Source organism: Aromatoleum toluolicum, from assembly GCF_012911005.2.
Lineage (GTDB): Bacteria > Pseudomonadota > Gammaproteobacteria > Burkholderiales > Rhodocyclaceae > Aromatoleum > Aromatoleum toluolicum.
This window is the reverse complement of the sequence record NZ_WTVS01000016.1, coordinates 45,765-60,029: the sequence shown is the minus strand read 5'-3', so window position 1 is coordinate 60,029 and position 14,265 is coordinate 45,765. Positions and strand designations below refer to the sequence as shown.

The window sequence follows — 14,265 nt, the reverse complement described above, 5'->3', positions numbered from 1 at the left end:
GCCCGATATCCGCATCCGTCGCCTGATGAATACGCAGCACATTCCCCGACTCGTTCCCGTCCTTTCCGTTCTCGCCGCAGTTGTCGGCGGCTGTGCGGCCGTTCCCGCACCACCTGCCGTCCAGGCGCCCGCGCCGGTCGAAATACGCACGGCCGACCCCCTTCCGTCCGCACCACAACCGCAGGGCACAGTGCCGGCAGCGCCGGCAGACGGGCGATTCGTGCCGGGTTTCCCGCCGCGGGTGCAGGAACAGGACGCACGCAGGTTCGTGTATGCGCTGCTTCCGCCGGGCGTCACGCGCGAGCGCGACGAGTGGACGGCAGACATTGTCTCGGCCTTCACGGCGTTGCGCCTGGTGCCGAGCGCGGAAAACTTCTGTGCGTCGATCGCGGTCATCGAGCAGGAATCGAGTTTTCAGGCGGATCCGGTGGTGCCGGGCCTGTCCCGCATCGTGTGGCGCGAGATCGAGACACGCCGCAAACGCTACCTGATTCCGAAGATGGCGCTCGATGCCGCGCTGTCGCAGCCGTCGCGCGACGGGAAAACCTACCGCCAGCGCATCAACGCGCTGAAGACCGAGCGCCAGATGAGCATCCTCTACGGCGACATCATCGACGAGGTGCCGGGCGGCAAGCTGTTGCTGAGAGGTTACAACCCTGTGCGTACCGGCGGTCCAATGCAGGTGAGTGTCGCGTTCGCGGAGACGCATGCGCGCGAGAAGCCCTACGCCGGGGCGACGAACGGCAAGGTGCGCGAGGCGGTGTTCACGCGCCGCGGCGGTGTCTATTTCGGCATCGCGCATCTCCTCGATTACCCGGCGCCGTACCGCAGTCCGCTCTACCGCTTCGCGGATTTCAACGCCGGGCACTATGCGAGCCGCAACGCGGCCTTCCAGCTGGCCCTGGGCAAATTGGCGGGGCAGACGCTGGTGCCCGATGGTGACCTGTTGCGCTACGAGGATGGTCGCCCGAGCGAGGTCGCCAGCTCCACGCAGCGGGCCGCGCTGAAGACTGCGCGCAGGCTGCGTCTGAACGAAGTGGAGATCGAGGCCGCACTGCGTCAGGAGAAGGCGGAGTCTTTCGGGCGGACGAAACTGTATCAGCGCGTCTTCGCGCTCGCCGACGAAGCGGCCGGGCGGCCGGTGCCGCGCGAGGCGATGCCGCAGATCCGCCTGAAGAGTCCGAAGATCACGAGCAAGATCACGACCGGCTGGTTCGCCGAGCGGGTGGCCACCCGCTATCGCTCATGCATGAACCGCGCGGCCGTGGTGCCGGACTTGCAGTGGCCGCTGGAAGCGAACGGCAGTCGCAGGCTGTGAGGACGGGAGCGGGGCGCGACGAGGGCCCCCGCACGGAGGCTCCCTCCGCGAACCATCGGCTATCAGGGCGTTCGATGGTCTTGGCGTACTCGACAAAGAATTCCAGGCTGGCGGGGTTCTGCATTGCATCCGGACTGGCCACATTGCCGGGGTCCGCGCCCAAGAGAGGCTTGCGCACCGGCACCTCCATCTTCGTGCCAGTCAGCGTATGCGGAATCTCGCTCACCTGGACCACTGGGTCAGGCACATGGCGACCCGAGGCCTTGGTGCGAATTTGTTGTCGGATACGTTCGACCAAGGCCTGGTCCAGGGTGACCCCCGGTTTCAGTGCCACGAAAAGGGGCATGAACGACGGTCGCCCCAGGTACGTATCCAATCCCGTGCCGCCAAACGCCCGCCCCGGTGCGATGTCCGGGACGGCGGCGATGGTGGGCAGGCGCGAGGCGTCGAGGCGCGCCGTGACGAGGTTCGAGCTTAGCGCTTGACCAGGCTGCACCTCGATTCGCTGAGCGGCAGGGCAGCGTCCTCGGCGGGGATGATGCCGCGGACGTGGTAGTAGTCCCACGGCTCGGTCGATTCGGCGGGCTTCTTGACTTCTAGCAGCAGCATGTCGTGGGCGAACTTGCCGTCGGCGCGAATCTTGCCTTTGAAGAGACCGTCGTCGATCTCGTTCGACTTGAGATACTTCATGACCGTCGCGGCGTCGTCCGTGCCGGTCTTCTCGACCGCCTTCAGGAAATTTAGCGTGGACGAATAGACGCCGGCTTGGGCCATGCTCGGCATCTTCTTCGTCTTCTCGAAGAAGCGGCGCGCCCAGGCACGCGTCTTTGCGTCGCGGTTCCAGTAGAAGCCTTCGGTCAGCGTCAGGCCCTGGGCGGTCTTCAGCCCCAGCGCGTGAACGTCGTTGATGAACAGCACGATCGGCACGATGGTCTGCTTCGAGCCGGTGATGCCGAACTCGGCGGCCTGCTTGATCGCGGTGATCGTGTCCTGCCCGCCGTTGGCGAGTGCGATGACGTCGGCCTTGGAGCTTTGCGCGGTCAGCAGGAAGGACGAGAAGTCAGCGGTCGGGAAGGGATGCTTTGCGACGCCGACGACCTTGCCGCCGTTCGCGGTGACGACGCGGCTTGCATCGTTGGTCATCGCCGCGCCCGCCGCATAGTCGGCCGCAATGAAGAACCAGTTCTTCTTGCCCGAGCCAACCACGGCCTTAGCGGTGCCGGAGGCGAGGCCATACGAGTCGTATACCCAGTGCACGGTGTTCGCGTTGCAGCGCTCGTTGGTAATCGGCAGCGAGGCAGCGCCCGAGACCAGCGCGAGCTTGTTCTTCTGGGCCGCGACGTCCATCACCGCCAGCGCGACGCTGGTGTTCACCAGTTCGACGATGACATCGACCTTGTCGCGGTCGAACCACGCGCGCGCGCGCTCGGCGCCGATATCGGCCTTGTTCTGGTGATCGGCGCTGACGACTTCGATCTTCTTGCCATGCACCGTGGCGTCCTTGGAGAAATCCTCGACTGCCATCTGCGCGGCGATGGCCGAGGCGGTGCCGGTGAAGTCGGAGTAGATGCCGGACATGTCCGTGAGCACCCCTACCTTGACCACGTCATCGCTGATCTTCTGCTGCGCCAGGACCGCCGGTGCCGACGTCACAGCCAAGGCCGCAAGGCTCGCGGCCAGGACGTTGCGGCGGCGGTTCGCAGGCTTTCCGGCTGCGTTCGCTGCCGTTCGATTCGAGTGCATGTCTCTCTCCTTTGTTTGATGCCCGCATCGGTTCGCACGGGATGGGGTAACGCTAACTTTCTGGGGTAAGTAAGTCAATAGGTTGATACAAAGTTCTCTATTGAGTGCAGGATACCGCCGGTCATTGGTACTTCAAGAACCCCGTATTTATTAGTAAGCGTGGGCTATTAAATGGATTCGGCGAATTCCTGCGTCCAGCTTGAAATTGCGCTGATGAGTAAATGTATTGACGTACTGTCCGCTCGCTCCATAGAATTAATTTAACCAGGCCGAAGCGCAATTAATTGTTGCGCCACCGTGAAATGAAAAATCGCGCGGCAAACCGGCCAATAACGATCCCAACTCGGAGGAGACCCGAAAGATGCAAGGCCAACCATTACCCGGTGACGCGCACGATCCGCCGCCGATTCTCGAAACGCGAGGACTCGTCAAGGAGTTCCGCGGTTTCATCGCCGTCAATGGCGTCGACCTGACCGTCCGGCGCGGCCATATCCATGCGCTGATCGGCCCCAACGGCGCCGGCAAGACGACCTGCTTCAACCTGCTGACGAAGTTTCTCGAACCCACCCGCGGCACGATCCGCTTCAAGGGCGAGGACATCACTCGGGCAGCCCCCCAGGCGGTCGCACGCCGCGGCATGGTGCGCTCGTTCCAGATATCGTCGGTGTTTCCGCACCTGAGCGTGCGCGACAACGTCCGCGTCGCGCTGCAGCGGGAACTGGGAACAAGCTTCCACTTCTGGAAGTCGGGCCGCACGCTCGACAGTCTGGATGCCCGGGCGATGGAGCTGCTCGAGTCGGTCGGCCTCGAGAAATTCGCGACGATGGTCGCCGTGGAACTGCCCTACGGGCGCAAGCGGGCGCTTGAACTCGCGACCACGCTGGCGCTCGACCCCGAACTGATGCTGCTCGACGAACCGACGCAGGGCATGGGGCACGAGGACGTTGATCGCGTGATGGAGCTGATCAAGCAGGTCTCTGCGAACCGCACCATCCTGATGGTCGAACACAACATGAAGGTCGTCGCGGGCATCTGCGATCGCATCACGGTTCTCGCGCGCGGCGCAGTCCTCGCGGAGGGCGACTATGCGACGGTGTCGGCGAACCCTGCAGTGATCGAGGCCTACATGGGGGCCGAATCCGAAGACCTGTTCGGCGAGGAGCCGACGCAAGCGACGAGTACGCGGGTCCCCGCGACGGAGGTGGTGTCATGAGCCCGACAGAATATCTGCGGGTATCGGACCTGCACGCCTTCTACGGCGAGTCGCACATCCTGCACGGCATCGACTTCACCGTCAGGCGGGGCGAATGCGTGACCCTTCTCGGCCGCAACGGCGCAGGACGGACCACGACCCTGCGAGCGATCATGGGGCTGACGGGCAAGCGCACGGGCTCGATCATGCTCAACGGGCGTGAAGCGATCAATCTTCCCCCGCACAGGATCACGCAGCTTGGCGTGGGCTATTGCCCCGAGGAGCGCGGCATCTACGCCGGGCTCAGCACGGAAGAAAACCTGCTGCTGCCGCCCGTGGTCGGAAGCGGGGGCATGAGCGTCGACGAGATCTACGCGATGTTCCCGAACCTGTGGGAACGGCGCCACAGCCAGGGGACGAAGCTCTCCGGCGGCGAACAGCAGATGCTGGCGCTCGCGCGGATCCTGCGCACCGGCGCGCGCCTGCTGCTGCTCGACGAGATCTCCGAAGGCCTCGCGCCGGTGATCGTGCAGAAGCTCGCCGACGTCATCCGCGAGCTCAAGCAGCGCGACTACACGGTCCTGCTCGTCGAGCAGAACTTCCGCTTCGCCGCGCCGCTCGCGGATCGGATGCTGGTCGTGGAACACGGCCAGATCGTCGCCGAGATCGCACAGCACGAGCTGCGCCAGCGCAAGGACATGCTGCAGGAGCTGCTCGGCGTATGAAGACGATCGCAATGCCGCCCGTGTGCGGCCCCGTCGCCCAATTCAGGAGTGTCGCCCCATGACTGAGATTTTCGGTGTTCCATTGCAGGCATTGATGGGCCAGCTCGTGCTGGGCCTGGTCAACGGTTCGTTCTATGCCGTGCTGAGCCTCGGGCTCGCGGTGATCTTCGGCATGCTCAACATCATCAACTTCACCCACGGTGCGCTCTACATGATGGGCGCGATGTTTACGTGGATGCTGCTCGAGTACACGGGGGTCGGCTACTGGTGGTCGCTGCTCCTCGCTCCGGTGGGGGTCGGCCTCATCGGCATCCTCATCGAGCGCGTGCTGCTGCGCCATGTGTACAAACTCGACCACCTGTACGGCCTGCTGCTGACCTTCGGCCTGGCGCTGATGATCGAAGGCCTCTTCCGCCACCTGTACGGCGCCGCCGGCCAGCCGTACGCGGTTCCGAGCCAGCTCACGGGGGCACTGGACCTCGGCTTCATGTTCCTGCCGAAGTACCGCGCATGGGTCATCGTTGCGTCGCTCGCGGTGTGCCTGTTCACCTGGTACATGATCGAGAAGACGCGGCTGGGTGCCTACCTGCGCGCTGCGACCGAGAACGCCAAGCTGACCCAGGCGCTCGGCATCAACGTGCCGCTGATGGTGCTGCTCACCTATGGCTTCAGCGTCGGCCTCGCGGGTCTCGCCGGCGTGCTCGCGGCGCCGACCACGCAGGTCGGTCCGCTGATGGGCTCCAACCTGCTGATCGTCGTGTTCGCGGTGGTCGTCATCGGCGGCATGGGCTCGATTCTCGGCTCGGTCGTGACCGGCCTCGGGCTCGGCCTCGTCGAGGGGCTCACCAAGGTGTTCTACGCGGAGGCCGCCTCGACCGTGGTGTTCATCGCAATGGCAATTGTTCTGATGTTCCGCCCCGCGGGACTCTTCGGGAGAGAAAAATGATGCGGACCAAGCTTTCCTGGCCGAGCGTCGCCGGGGTGGCGCTGCTGCTCGTCGCCCCTGCGGTCGTCTACCCCGTGCTTGTGATGAAGGTGCTGTGCTTCGCGCTGTTCGCCTGCGCGTTCAACCTGCTGCTGGGCTTCACCGGGCTGCTGTCGTTCGGCCACGCGGCCTTCCTCGGTACTGCCGCGTACCTGACCGGCCACGCGCTCAAGGTGTGGGAGGTTCCCACGCTCGTCGGCCTCATCCTTGGCACGGTGGGGGCGGCGGCCCTGGGCTGGGTGATCGGCAGCCTCGCGATCCGTCGGCAGGGCATCTACTTCGCGATGGTCACCCTCGCGCTGGCGCAGCTCGTGTTCTTCGTGCTGATGCAGGCACCTTTCACGCATGGGGATGACGGCCTGCAAGGCGTGCCGCGCGGCACGCTGTTCGGGATCGATCTCACGAACGACTACGCGCTGTACTACCTCGTCGTTGCCCTTTTCGTGGGTGCGTTCTGGCTGATCCGCCGTACGATCGACTCCCCGTTCGGGCAGATCCTGAAAGCCATCCGCGAGAACGAGCCGCGCGTCGTGTCGCTCGGCTACGACGTAGCCCGCTACAAGCTGATCGCCTTCGTGCTGTCGGCGGCGCTGGCCGGGCTCGCCGGTGCGACCAAGACGCTGGTGTTCAACTTCGCGACGCTCGGCGACGCCCACTGGCACATGTCCGGCGAGGTCGTCCTGATGACGCTGCTGGGCGGGATGGGCACGGTGTTCGGGCCTGTCGTCGGTGCGGCACTCATCGTCACGCTTCAGAATGAGCTCGCCGTGGTCGCGGGCTCGCTGGTGACCGTCATCATGGGCGCGATCTTCGTCGTCTGCGTGCTGGCGTTCCGCCGCGGCATCGTCGGCGAGGGTATCGCGCTGTATCGCCGCATGATCGGCGAGAAGGTCGGCTGAGGCGGTTTCTCTTGCGGGCGCTTCGCCCGCCTCCGGCGCGGTTCACGCTTCTCCCTCCCTACGGACTCGCCGGAGTTTTCACCGGCTCGGCGTTGATGCGCCGAGCCGGTGTTTCCTTTTGCGTGCGGCGTGGGCGGAATCCTTCCGGTGTGAGCGCACTGTCAGCGGAGGAAATGTGATGGGCGAGTTGCGCGCGGGCGGCCGGGAGCCGGGCAGGGGGCGCCCAGTGAGTTTTCCATCGGGCCGAGCGCTGGGGATGCGCTCGGAACCGGCCCGTTCGGCGCCGGCCCGTGTGCGTTGGTTACCGCGAGGCGGAAACGATAGCCTCGCCGGAGAGCCTTTCCTCGCCGGCCTGATTAGTCACGCGCAGGACGATCCGCTGCTCCAGCGGATCGTCGGCCGGTAGCGCCGTGCCGGTGCAGATCGGCGCCTCGCCCAGGAGCGTGCGACCGGTGAAGCGGACGCGGAACTGGCGGAGCCGCTCCTGCGGCACCTGGCCGGTCAGCAACCGGCCGAGATAGGCCATGCTCAGCATGCCCTGGGCGAAGACGTCGTCGAAGCCCACGCTGCGCGCAAACTCGGGATCGAGGTGGATCGGGTTTAGGTCGCCCGAAGCCGTGGCGAAATCCGCGAGTGTCGCGCGCGTGATCGGGGGCAGGCGCAACTCGGCCTGCCACGCGGAGGCCGACTGCGGCTCTCGCCCGGCTTCCGCAGCGGTTGCAGATAAGCGGGTGGACGGTGCAGCCTTGGGCGGCGCGAGATCGCGTGCCGGGTCGGGCTGGATGAAGATGCTGTGCAAATCTGCGACCGGCGCGCCCAGCTCGCTCGTGATGCGGATGTCGCGCACCACGAAGCGCAGGCCGCGCTCGGGTTTGTCGTAGATGGCGCTGATGCGCGGCTGGACATGCAGCCGCTCGCCCGCGCAGGGCACGGCGTGATAGGTGAAGGTCTGCTCGCCGTGCAGCACGCGCGGCAGGTCGAGGCCGACGCTGGCGAACCATGGGAAGGGTTCGCCGGGTTCGAGTGCAAGACCGAACAGGAACGAGGGCGGCAGCGGGAGCGAGCGGTAGCCCGCCCGCCGTGCCGCGTCCTCATCCACGTACAGCGGCGTCGTTTCGCCGATGGCCGCGGCAAATCGCCGCAGCCGGTCGGCGTCGGCGCACACGGCGAATCCGGCTGCGTCGCCGGTCGTCGCGTCGCCTGCGCGGTTGGACATCATTTCAACGGTCGGCGAACTGCGGGCGGCGCTTGTCGACGAAGGCCGCCATGCCTTCCTTCTGGTCCGCCAGCCCGAAGGTCGCGTGCAACGTGCGACGCTCGAACAGCAGGCCTTCGTTGAGCGGGCCTTCGAAGGCGCGGTTCACCGTTTCCTTCATCATCATGAGGACGGGAAGTGAGAACTCCGCGATCTTCGCTGCTGCCGCGAGCGCCTCGTCGAGCACGCTCTCGGGCGGATAGATGCGCGCGACCAGGCCGCTGCGCTCCGCTTCCTGCGCGTCCATCAGACGGCCGGTCAGGCACAGGTCCATCGCCTTGGTCTTGCCCACGGCACGCGGCAGGCGCTGCGTGCCGCCTGCACCGGGGATCGTGCCGATCTTGATCTCCGGCTGGCCGAAGCGGGCATTTTCCGCCGCGAAGACGATGTCGCACATCATCGCGAGCTCGCAACCGCCACCCAGCGCGACGCCCGAGACGGCGGCGATGGTCGGCTTGCGGAAGGTCTTGAGACGCTCCCAGTTGCGTGTGATGAAATCGGACTTGTACGCGTCCATGTAGTCCATCTCGCGCATCGCGGCAATGTCCGCGCCGGCGGCGAAGGCCTTTTCGGAGCCTGTCACGACGACGCAGGCGATGCCGGGGTCGGCTTCGAAGCGGTCGAGCGCCTGGCCGATCCCGGTCATCACGTCGTCATTGAGGGCGTTGAACACTTCCGGGCGGTTGATGCGGATGAGCCCGACCTTGCCGCGCGTTTCAGTGAGGATTACCGAAGTCATCGTGTCGTCTCCCGTCACCATCACTGGTCGTTGCCGAAGGACTTGGCGGTTTCGCGCAGCTTGAACTTCTGTAGCTTGCCGGCCGGCGTGCGGGGCAGGTCTTCGACGATCTCCAGGCGCTCCGGGTAGTACTGCTTGGCGACCTGCTGCTTGTCGAGATAAGCCGTGAGATCCTCGAAAGTCAGCGTGCAGCCGGGTTTCAGCGAGACGAAGGCGCACACGCGCTCGCCAAGGCGGCGATCGGGGTAGCCGACGACTGCGACGGTGGTGATGGACGGGTGACGGTAGAGCAGGTTCTCGATCTCGACGACCGGGATGTTCTCGCCGCCGCGGATCACGATGTCCTTGCTGCGGCCGTTGATGCGGATGTAGCCCTCGGCGTCCTGGAAGGCGAGGTCGCCGGTGTCGAACCAGCCATTCGCGTCAACGCTGTTCAGCTGGGGACGCTTGAGGTAACCGGCGAACAGCGACGAGCCACGGATCAGCAGTTCGCCCGTCTCGCCAGTGGGTACCTCGTCGCCGTTCGAGTCGATGATGCGGACCTCGATGCCGGGCAGGGCGCGACCGTCGGAGACGCCCGACTTCTCGAGCGCACGGGCAGGTTCGGTGATCGTGACCGCGCCGCATTCGGTCATGCCCCAGGCCGAGCACACGCGCAGCCCCATCATGTCCCAGGCGCGCTGGATCGTTACCGGCGGGATGGGTGCGCCGGCGCAGTTGAACTTGGTGAATTGCGGCGACACCGGAGCGCCCGCTTCGACCGCTGCACACATGTCGGAGATGAAGGCGGCCGACGCCATGCTGAAGGTTACGCCCTCGTCACGCACGATCTCCAGCGCACGCGCGGCGTCCCAGATCTCCTGCAGCACGGTCGTCGAGTTCAGGATCAGCGGCAGCATCGCGAGGTAGCCATAGCCGGTGAGGTGCGCCATCGGCGACGCGCCGAGGACGACGTCCGAAGCGCTCAGCTCCATCGTCGCGATGTACGCGTGCAGATTCGAGAAGAGCGTGTTCGAGGTGTGCATCACGCCCTTGGGCTCGCCCGTCGTGCCGGACGTGTACATGAGGAGCGACACGTCGTCGGGTCCGAGGCCAGGGCCGGCAAGCGGCGGCGTGTCGTCGCGCATGAGCACGCGATCGAAGCTGTCTTCACCGTCGCCGTCCACGACGACAACCTGCTTCAGGTTGGGCAGTTTGGGCTGCAGTTCGCGCGCCATCGCCGCGTGGTCGAACTTGCGGAACACGTTCGGGACGATGAAGACCTTGGTCTCGGCGAAGTTCAGCATGTAGCTGAGTTCGTGCTGACGGAAGATCGGCATCACCGGGTTCGCTGCCGCGCCGATGCGCGCGCAGGCGAGCGAAAGCGCCACGAATTCCCAGCGGTTGGGCAGCTGGAAGCTCACGACGTCGCTGCGGCCGACGCCCAGCGCCACGAGGCCGCGGGCGATGCGGTCGACGCGTTGGTCGAGTTCGCGATAGCTGAGACGGACCGGTTCGGCCTGACCGTCGCGGTACGCGACCACGGCCAGCTTGTCGGGGCAGTTTTCCAGCGCGCGCTGGAAATACACGTCGATCGTCTCGTCGCGCCACAGGCCTGCGGCCTTCATCGTTGTCATGCGGTCGGCGATCAGCACCGGGTCGAAATTCATCGTCTTCTCTCCTCTCTTGGCGGGGGCTTGGCCCGCGAATAACCCTTAATGGCGTCTTGCGAGACGGCAGCGCTTCGGCCACAGCGACGACGGCGACGCGTCGATGTGGAAATGCGGTTCGGCAGTGCCCGTTGCGCCCGGCTTGCCGGGGCGCGTCTCGCTCATTGATGTTCGCCTCCGGCCTTCACCGACGGCGTCGCAAAGCTATTACCTTTGCGAAAGCAAGTCAATAGGTTGGCACAACGGCGCATGTGGAAAGCAGCGTGCGGTTGGTCGCAGAATTTCGTTACATCATCTGCACAGCAAGGCCGCGCAGCATTGAAGGAATATTTGCGACGATCCCTCTCTTCGCCAACCTAAAAAAAGAAATAGCAATGTATTGACAGAAAAGCTCGACTCTTCCTAGAATGCGCTAAACCTACACAGGAGGAGCAGCGATGGATTTCAGTCTCAGTCCCGAGCAGCAGGCGCTCGTCGATACCGCAAGCCGTTTCGCCCGTGAGCGTCTCGCTCCCGGTTACAAAGCCCGCGAAAAGGCTGAGCGCATCGAGCGCGAAGTGATTCGGGAGATGGGCGAGCTGGGCTTTCTCGGACCCGAGCTGCCCGAGGAGCATGGCGGTATGGGGGTCGATTGCCTGACCAGCGGCCTGTTGCTGGAGCAGATCTCGTACGGCGACTTCAACGTGTCATACGTGAATCTGCTCACCTCGCTGTGCGGCCAGATCGTTGCGAACTACGCGCAGCCGCAAATTGCGAAGGAGTGGCTGGGCCAGGTCATCGCCGGCAAGAAGTCGATCGCGATCGCGCTGACCGAACCCAGCGCCGGCTCCGACGCGGCACGCCTGAAACTGAAGGCGACGCGCGACGGCGATGTATGGGTGCTCAACGGCGAGAAGACCTCGATCTCGATGGCGACGCAGGCGGATGTGGCGGTCGTGTTCGCCCGCACCGGCAGCGAAGCCGATCGTGCCCGCGGCATCAGCGCCTTCCTTGTGCCGATGGATCTGCCGGGTATCACCCGCACGGCTTTCGACGACATCGGCACCCGCCCGGTGGGCCGCGGCTCGATCTTCTTCGACGACGTGCGCGTGCCCGCCGAGATGATGCTCGGCGACGAGGGCAAGGGTTTCGTGCAGGTGATGCAGGGCTTCGACTACAGCCGAGCGCTCATCGGCATCCAGTGCATGGGTGTGGTGCGCGCCTCGCTCGATGAGACCTGGCGTTACGTGCAGGAACGCGAGGCCTTCGGCAAGAAGATCGGCGAGTTCCAGGGCGTGACTTTCCCGCTCGCCGAAGCGGAGACGATGTACGAGGCCTGTCGCGCGCTATGCCTGAAGACGCTGTGGCTGAAGGATCAGGGCCTCGAGCACACGGCGGAAGCGGCGATGTGCAAATGGTGGGCGCCCAAGCTGGCGTGCGAAATCATCCACCAGTGCCTGCTCACGCACGGCCACGGCGGCTACGCGAGCGACTACGACTTCGGTCAGCGCTATCGCGACGTGATGGGTCTGCAGATCGGCGACGGCACCGCGAACATCATGAAGATGATCATCGGCCGCGAGAAGCTCGCGGCGCACGAGATCTAAAGCTTGGCCATGTTGCGCTGCAGGAGGCTCACGTAATGGATGAACTGCAAGCGGTCGTCGAACGAGAAGCCTTTCAGCGCCTCGTCGTAGAACGTGTGAATCGGGTCGATGAGCTTGACCCACAGTTCCTCGCCCTTGGGCGTGAGCTTCACCTTGCGCGAGCGACGGTCTTCGGCGCTGGTGACGCGCTCGATCAGGCCGTCGCGTTCAAGGCGGGTGAGGATGCCCGACAGGTTCTGGCGGCTGACGAGGAGGAAGCGCGACAGTTCGCCGACGCCCATGCCCTCCTTGACCTTCGGGCGGGACAGCGCGCCGAGTACGGACCATTGCTGCGTCGTCACGCCGAATTCGTCGAGGGCCTGAGTGCCCTTGGTGTGCAGCGTGTTCGCAGCCTGGAAGAAACGGAAGAACAGCCGGTTGCTGATCTCCATTGTGGCGAGGTCCTTGGCAGCGGAAAGGTCTTTCATCGGGGCGTCGGGTTGGTTTCGAACGGCGCCCATTGAAGCGCAAAGCATGGCTCGGACGCAACGGGCCTGATTGATGGTTATCCAACAGGAGGAAGTGAAATGAGAGGTCTTGAAGGCAAGGTCGTGATCGTGACGGGTGGCGCCGGCGGCATCGGTTCCGCAATCTGCCGCCGTTTCGGCGAGGAGCGTGCGAGCGTCGCGGTGTTCGACATCAACCGCGAAGCGGCCGAAGCCGTTGTAGCGGAAATCCAGTCCGCCGGCGGCAAGGCGCGTGCCTTTGCGGTCGACCTGACGAGCCAGGATTCGGTGATCTCGGCCGTAACGGCCGCCGAAGCTGAACTCGGCCCGATCGACGTGCTGGTGAACAACGCCGGCTGGGACAAGGTCGGCAACTTCCTCGACACCGAGAAGCCGCTGTGGGACAAGATCGTCGCGATCAACCTGTACGGCGCGCTGTACATGCATCACGCGGTCGTCAAGGGCATGCGCGAGCGCGGCCGCGGCCGTGTCATTAACGTCGCGTCCGATGCCGGCCGTGTCGGTTCGTCGGGCGAGGCAGTGTATTCGTTCTGCAAGGGCGGCCTGATCTCGTTCTCGAAGACGCTGGCGCGCGAAGTCGCCCGTCAGCAGATCAACATCAACGTCGTGTGCCCCGGCCCGACCGACACCCCGCTGCTGGATGACATCTGCGGCGAAGGCGAGCGCGGCGAGAAGCTCCGTACCGCCTTCACCCGCGCCGTGCCCTTCGGCCGTCTCGGCCAGCCGGGCGACCTGGCTGGCGCCGTGACCTTCCTCGCCAGCGACGACGCCGCGTTCATCACCGGTCAGGTGATCAGCGTGTCGGGCGGCCTGACGATGGCCGGCTAAGCACCCAATTCACGACAACGACGAGGAGCAGAACATGGAATACCAGGACATTCTCTACACCAAGCAGGACGGCATCGCGACCGTTACGATCAACCGTCCCGCCCAGTACAACGCCTTCCGCGCCCAGACCTGCGAGGAAATGATCCACGCGCTCAAGGATGCGGATTACGACCGCAGCATCGGCGTAGTCGTGCTGACCGGCGCCGGCGACAAGGCCTTCTGCACCGGCGGTGACCAAGGTACGCAGGACGGCGGCTACGGTGGCCGCGGCGTGATCGGCCTGCCGATCGAGGAAGTGCAGAGCGCGATCCGTGACATCTCCAAGCCGGTGATCGCTCGCGTGAACGGCTTTGCGATCGGCGGCGGCAACGTGCTCGTGACGATCTGCGACCTCGCGATCGCCTCCGACAAGGCCCAGCTCGGCCAGGCCGGTCCGCGCGTCGGCTCGGTCGACCCCGGCTTCGGCACCGCGCTGCTGGCGCGTGTGGTCGGCGAGAAGAAGGCGCGCGAAATCTGGTACCTGTGCCGCCGTTACAACGCGCAGGAAGCGCTCGCGATGGGCCTCGTCAACGCCGTCGTGCCGCACGACCAGCTCGACGCCGAAGTGAAGAAGTGGTGCGACGAGATCGTCGAGAAGAGCCCGACCGCGATCGCGCTGGCGAAGAAGTCGTTCAACGTCGATACGGAAATGATCCGCGGCATGGGCGGCCTGGCAATGCACGCGCTCAAGCTCTACTACGAGACCGCCGAATCGGCCGAAGGCGGCAATGCCTTCCGCGAGAAGCGCAAGCCCGAGTTCCGCAAGCACCAGAAGTAAGCACCCGCGGACCGCGCGCCGGC

At 65.1% G+C, this 14,265-nt stretch carries 13 protein-coding genes; 8 read left to right on the top strand and 5 right to left on the bottom strand.

Going from position 1 to position 14,265, the window contains the following annotated elements; genetic code table 11:
• Positions 1 to 220: 220 nt before the first annotated feature.
• Positions 221 to 1,318: a DUF1615 domain-containing protein gene (locus tag GPA27_RS09550; protein WP_256222873.1), complete on the top strand. Its 1,098-nt coding sequence runs from the start codon at positions 221 to 223 to the stop codon at positions 1,316 to 1,318.
• Positions 1,319 to 1,792: 474 nt separating this feature from the next.
• On the opposite strand, the gene GPA27_RS09545 is transcribed toward GPA27_RS09550, so the two are convergent.
• Positions 1,793 to 3,061, bottom strand: coding sequence for an ABC transporter substrate-binding protein (locus tag GPA27_RS09545; RefSeq protein WP_169139875.1), 1,269 nt, complete (start codon positions 3,059 to 3,061; stop codon positions 1,793 to 1,795).
• A 361-nt stretch (positions 3,062 to 3,422) separates the two neighbouring features.
• Here GPA27_RS09545 and GPA27_RS09540 point away from each other — a divergent pair, with 361 nt between their 5' ends.
• Genes GPA27_RS09540 through GPA27_RS09525 form a run of 4 tightly spaced genes read left to right on the top strand, consistent with a single transcriptional unit; the run spans position 3,423 to position 6,862 of the window.
• Complete coding sequence (locus GPA27_RS09540; protein ID WP_169139873.1) at positions 3,423 to 4,274, top strand: ABC transporter ATP-binding protein; 852 nt, start codon at positions 3,423 to 3,425, stop codon at positions 4,272 to 4,274.
• Entirely contained in the window at positions 4,271 to 4,978 is a 708-nt protein-coding gene (locus GPA27_RS09535; RefSeq protein WP_169139871.1) for an ABC transporter ATP-binding protein, read from the top strand. The genes GPA27_RS09540 and GPA27_RS09535 overlap by 4 nt, the downstream gene beginning before the upstream one ends.
• A 58-nt stretch (positions 4,979 to 5,036) precedes the next feature.
• Positions 5,037 to 5,924, top strand: a complete 888-nt coding sequence (locus GPA27_RS09530) for a branched-chain amino acid ABC transporter permease (protein ID WP_169139869.1) — start codon at positions 5,037 to 5,039, stop codon at positions 5,922 to 5,924.
• The gene (locus GPA27_RS09525) at positions 5,921 to 6,862 is read left to right on the top strand and encodes a branched-chain amino acid ABC transporter permease (protein ID WP_169139867.1); all 942 of its coding nucleotides are present in this window, start codon (positions 5,921 to 5,923) and stop codon (positions 6,860 to 6,862) included. The genes GPA27_RS09530 and GPA27_RS09525 overlap by 4 nt, the downstream gene beginning before the upstream one ends.
• Before the next feature lie 301 nt (positions 6,863 to 7,163).
• On the opposite strand, the gene GPA27_RS09520 is transcribed toward GPA27_RS09525, so the two are convergent.
• From GPA27_RS09520 to aliA, 3 genes are read right to left on the bottom strand one after another with little or no spacing between them, the layout of a single operon-like run.
• Positions 7,164 to 8,081, bottom strand: coding sequence for an FAS1-like dehydratase domain-containing protein (locus GPA27_RS09520; protein ID WP_211164910.1), 918 nt, complete (start codon positions 8,079 to 8,081; stop codon positions 7,164 to 7,166).
• 1 nt (position 8,082) lies between these two features.
• Positions 8,083 to 8,856: an enoyl-CoA hydratase gene (locus GPA27_RS09515; RefSeq protein WP_169139865.1), complete on the bottom strand. Its 774-nt coding sequence runs from the start codon at positions 8,854 to 8,856 to the stop codon at positions 8,083 to 8,085.
• A gap of 20 nt (positions 8,857 to 8,876) precedes the next feature.
• Entirely contained in the window at positions 8,877 to 10,505 is a 1,629-nt protein-coding gene (aliA, locus tag GPA27_RS09510; protein ID WP_169139863.1) for a cyclohexanecarboxylate-CoA ligase, read from the bottom strand.
• Between the two features lie 437 nt (positions 10,506 to 10,942).
• Here aliA and aliB point away from each other — a divergent pair, with 437 nt between their 5' ends.
• A complete protein-coding gene (gene aliB / locus GPA27_RS09505; RefSeq protein ID WP_169139861.1) occupies positions 10,943 to 12,091 on the top strand; it encodes a cyclohexanecarboxyl-CoA dehydrogenase in 1,149 nt (382 codons plus the stop codon).
• On the opposite strand, the gene GPA27_RS09500 is transcribed toward aliB, so the two are convergent.
• Positions 12,088 to 12,558: a MarR family winged helix-turn-helix transcriptional regulator gene (locus tag GPA27_RS09500; protein ID WP_169139859.1), complete on the bottom strand. Its 471-nt coding sequence runs from the start codon at positions 12,556 to 12,558 to the stop codon at positions 12,088 to 12,090. The two genes, aliB and GPA27_RS09500, sit on opposite strands and share 4 nt — an antisense overlap.
• Positions 12,559 to 12,657: 99 nt before the next feature.
• On the opposite strand from GPA27_RS09500, the gene badH reads away from it, so the two are divergent.
• Both badH and badI read left to right on the top strand, forming a co-directional pair.
• Complete coding sequence (gene badH, locus GPA27_RS09495) at positions 12,658 to 13,425, top strand: 2-hydroxycyclohexanecarboxyl-CoA dehydrogenase (RefSeq protein WP_169139857.1); 768 nt, start codon at positions 12,658 to 12,660, stop codon at positions 13,423 to 13,425.
• Positions 13,426 to 13,459: 34 nt separating this feature from the next.
• Positions 13,460 to 14,242: a 2-ketocyclohexanecarboxyl-CoA hydrolase gene (badI, locus tag GPA27_RS09490; protein WP_050415692.1), complete on the top strand. Its 783-nt coding sequence runs from the start codon at positions 13,460 to 13,462 to the stop codon at positions 14,240 to 14,242.
• Positions 14,243 to 14,265 lie beyond the last annotated feature (23 nt).

Coding starts and splice junctions, on each gene's coding strand:
- aliA (WP_169139863.1), bottom strand. CDS start 10,505: ATGAATTTCGACCCGGTGCTGATCGCCGACCGCATGACAACGATGAAG.
- badI (WP_050415692.1), top strand. CDS start 13,460: ATGGAATACCAGGACATTCTCTACACCAAGCAGGACGGCATCGCGACC.
- badH (WP_169139857.1), top strand. CDS start 12,658: ATGAGAGGTCTTGAAGGCAAGGTCGTGATCGTGACGGGTGGCGCCGGC.
- GPA27_RS09525 (WP_169139867.1), top strand. CDS start 5,921: ATGATGCGGACCAAGCTTTCCTGGCCGAGCGTCGCCGGGGTGGCGCTG.
- GPA27_RS09520 (WP_211164910.1), bottom strand. CDS start 8,081: ATGATGTCCAACCGCGCAGGCGACGCGACGACCGGCGACGCAGCCGGA.
- GPA27_RS09530 (WP_169139869.1), top strand. CDS start 5,037: ATGACTGAGATTTTCGGTGTTCCATTGCAGGCATTGATGGGCCAGCTC.
- aliB (WP_169139861.1), top strand. CDS start 10,943: ATGGATTTCAGTCTCAGTCCCGAGCAGCAGGCGCTCGTCGATACCGCA.
- GPA27_RS09535 (WP_169139871.1), top strand. CDS start 4,271: ATGAGCCCGACAGAATATCTGCGGGTATCGGACCTGCACGCCTTCTAC.
- GPA27_RS09540 (WP_169139873.1), top strand. CDS start 3,423: ATGCAAGGCCAACCATTACCCGGTGACGCGCACGATCCGCCGCCGATT.
- GPA27_RS09545 (WP_169139875.1), bottom strand. CDS start 3,061: ATGCACTCGAATCGAACGGCAGCGAACGCAGCCGGAAAGCCTGCGAAC.
- GPA27_RS09500 (WP_169139859.1), bottom strand. CDS start 12,558: ATGAAAGACCTTTCCGCTGCCAAGGACCTCGCCACAATGGAGATCAGC.
- GPA27_RS09515 (WP_169139865.1), bottom strand. CDS start 8,856: ATGACTTCGGTAATCCTCACTGAAACGCGCGGCAAGGTCGGGCTCATC.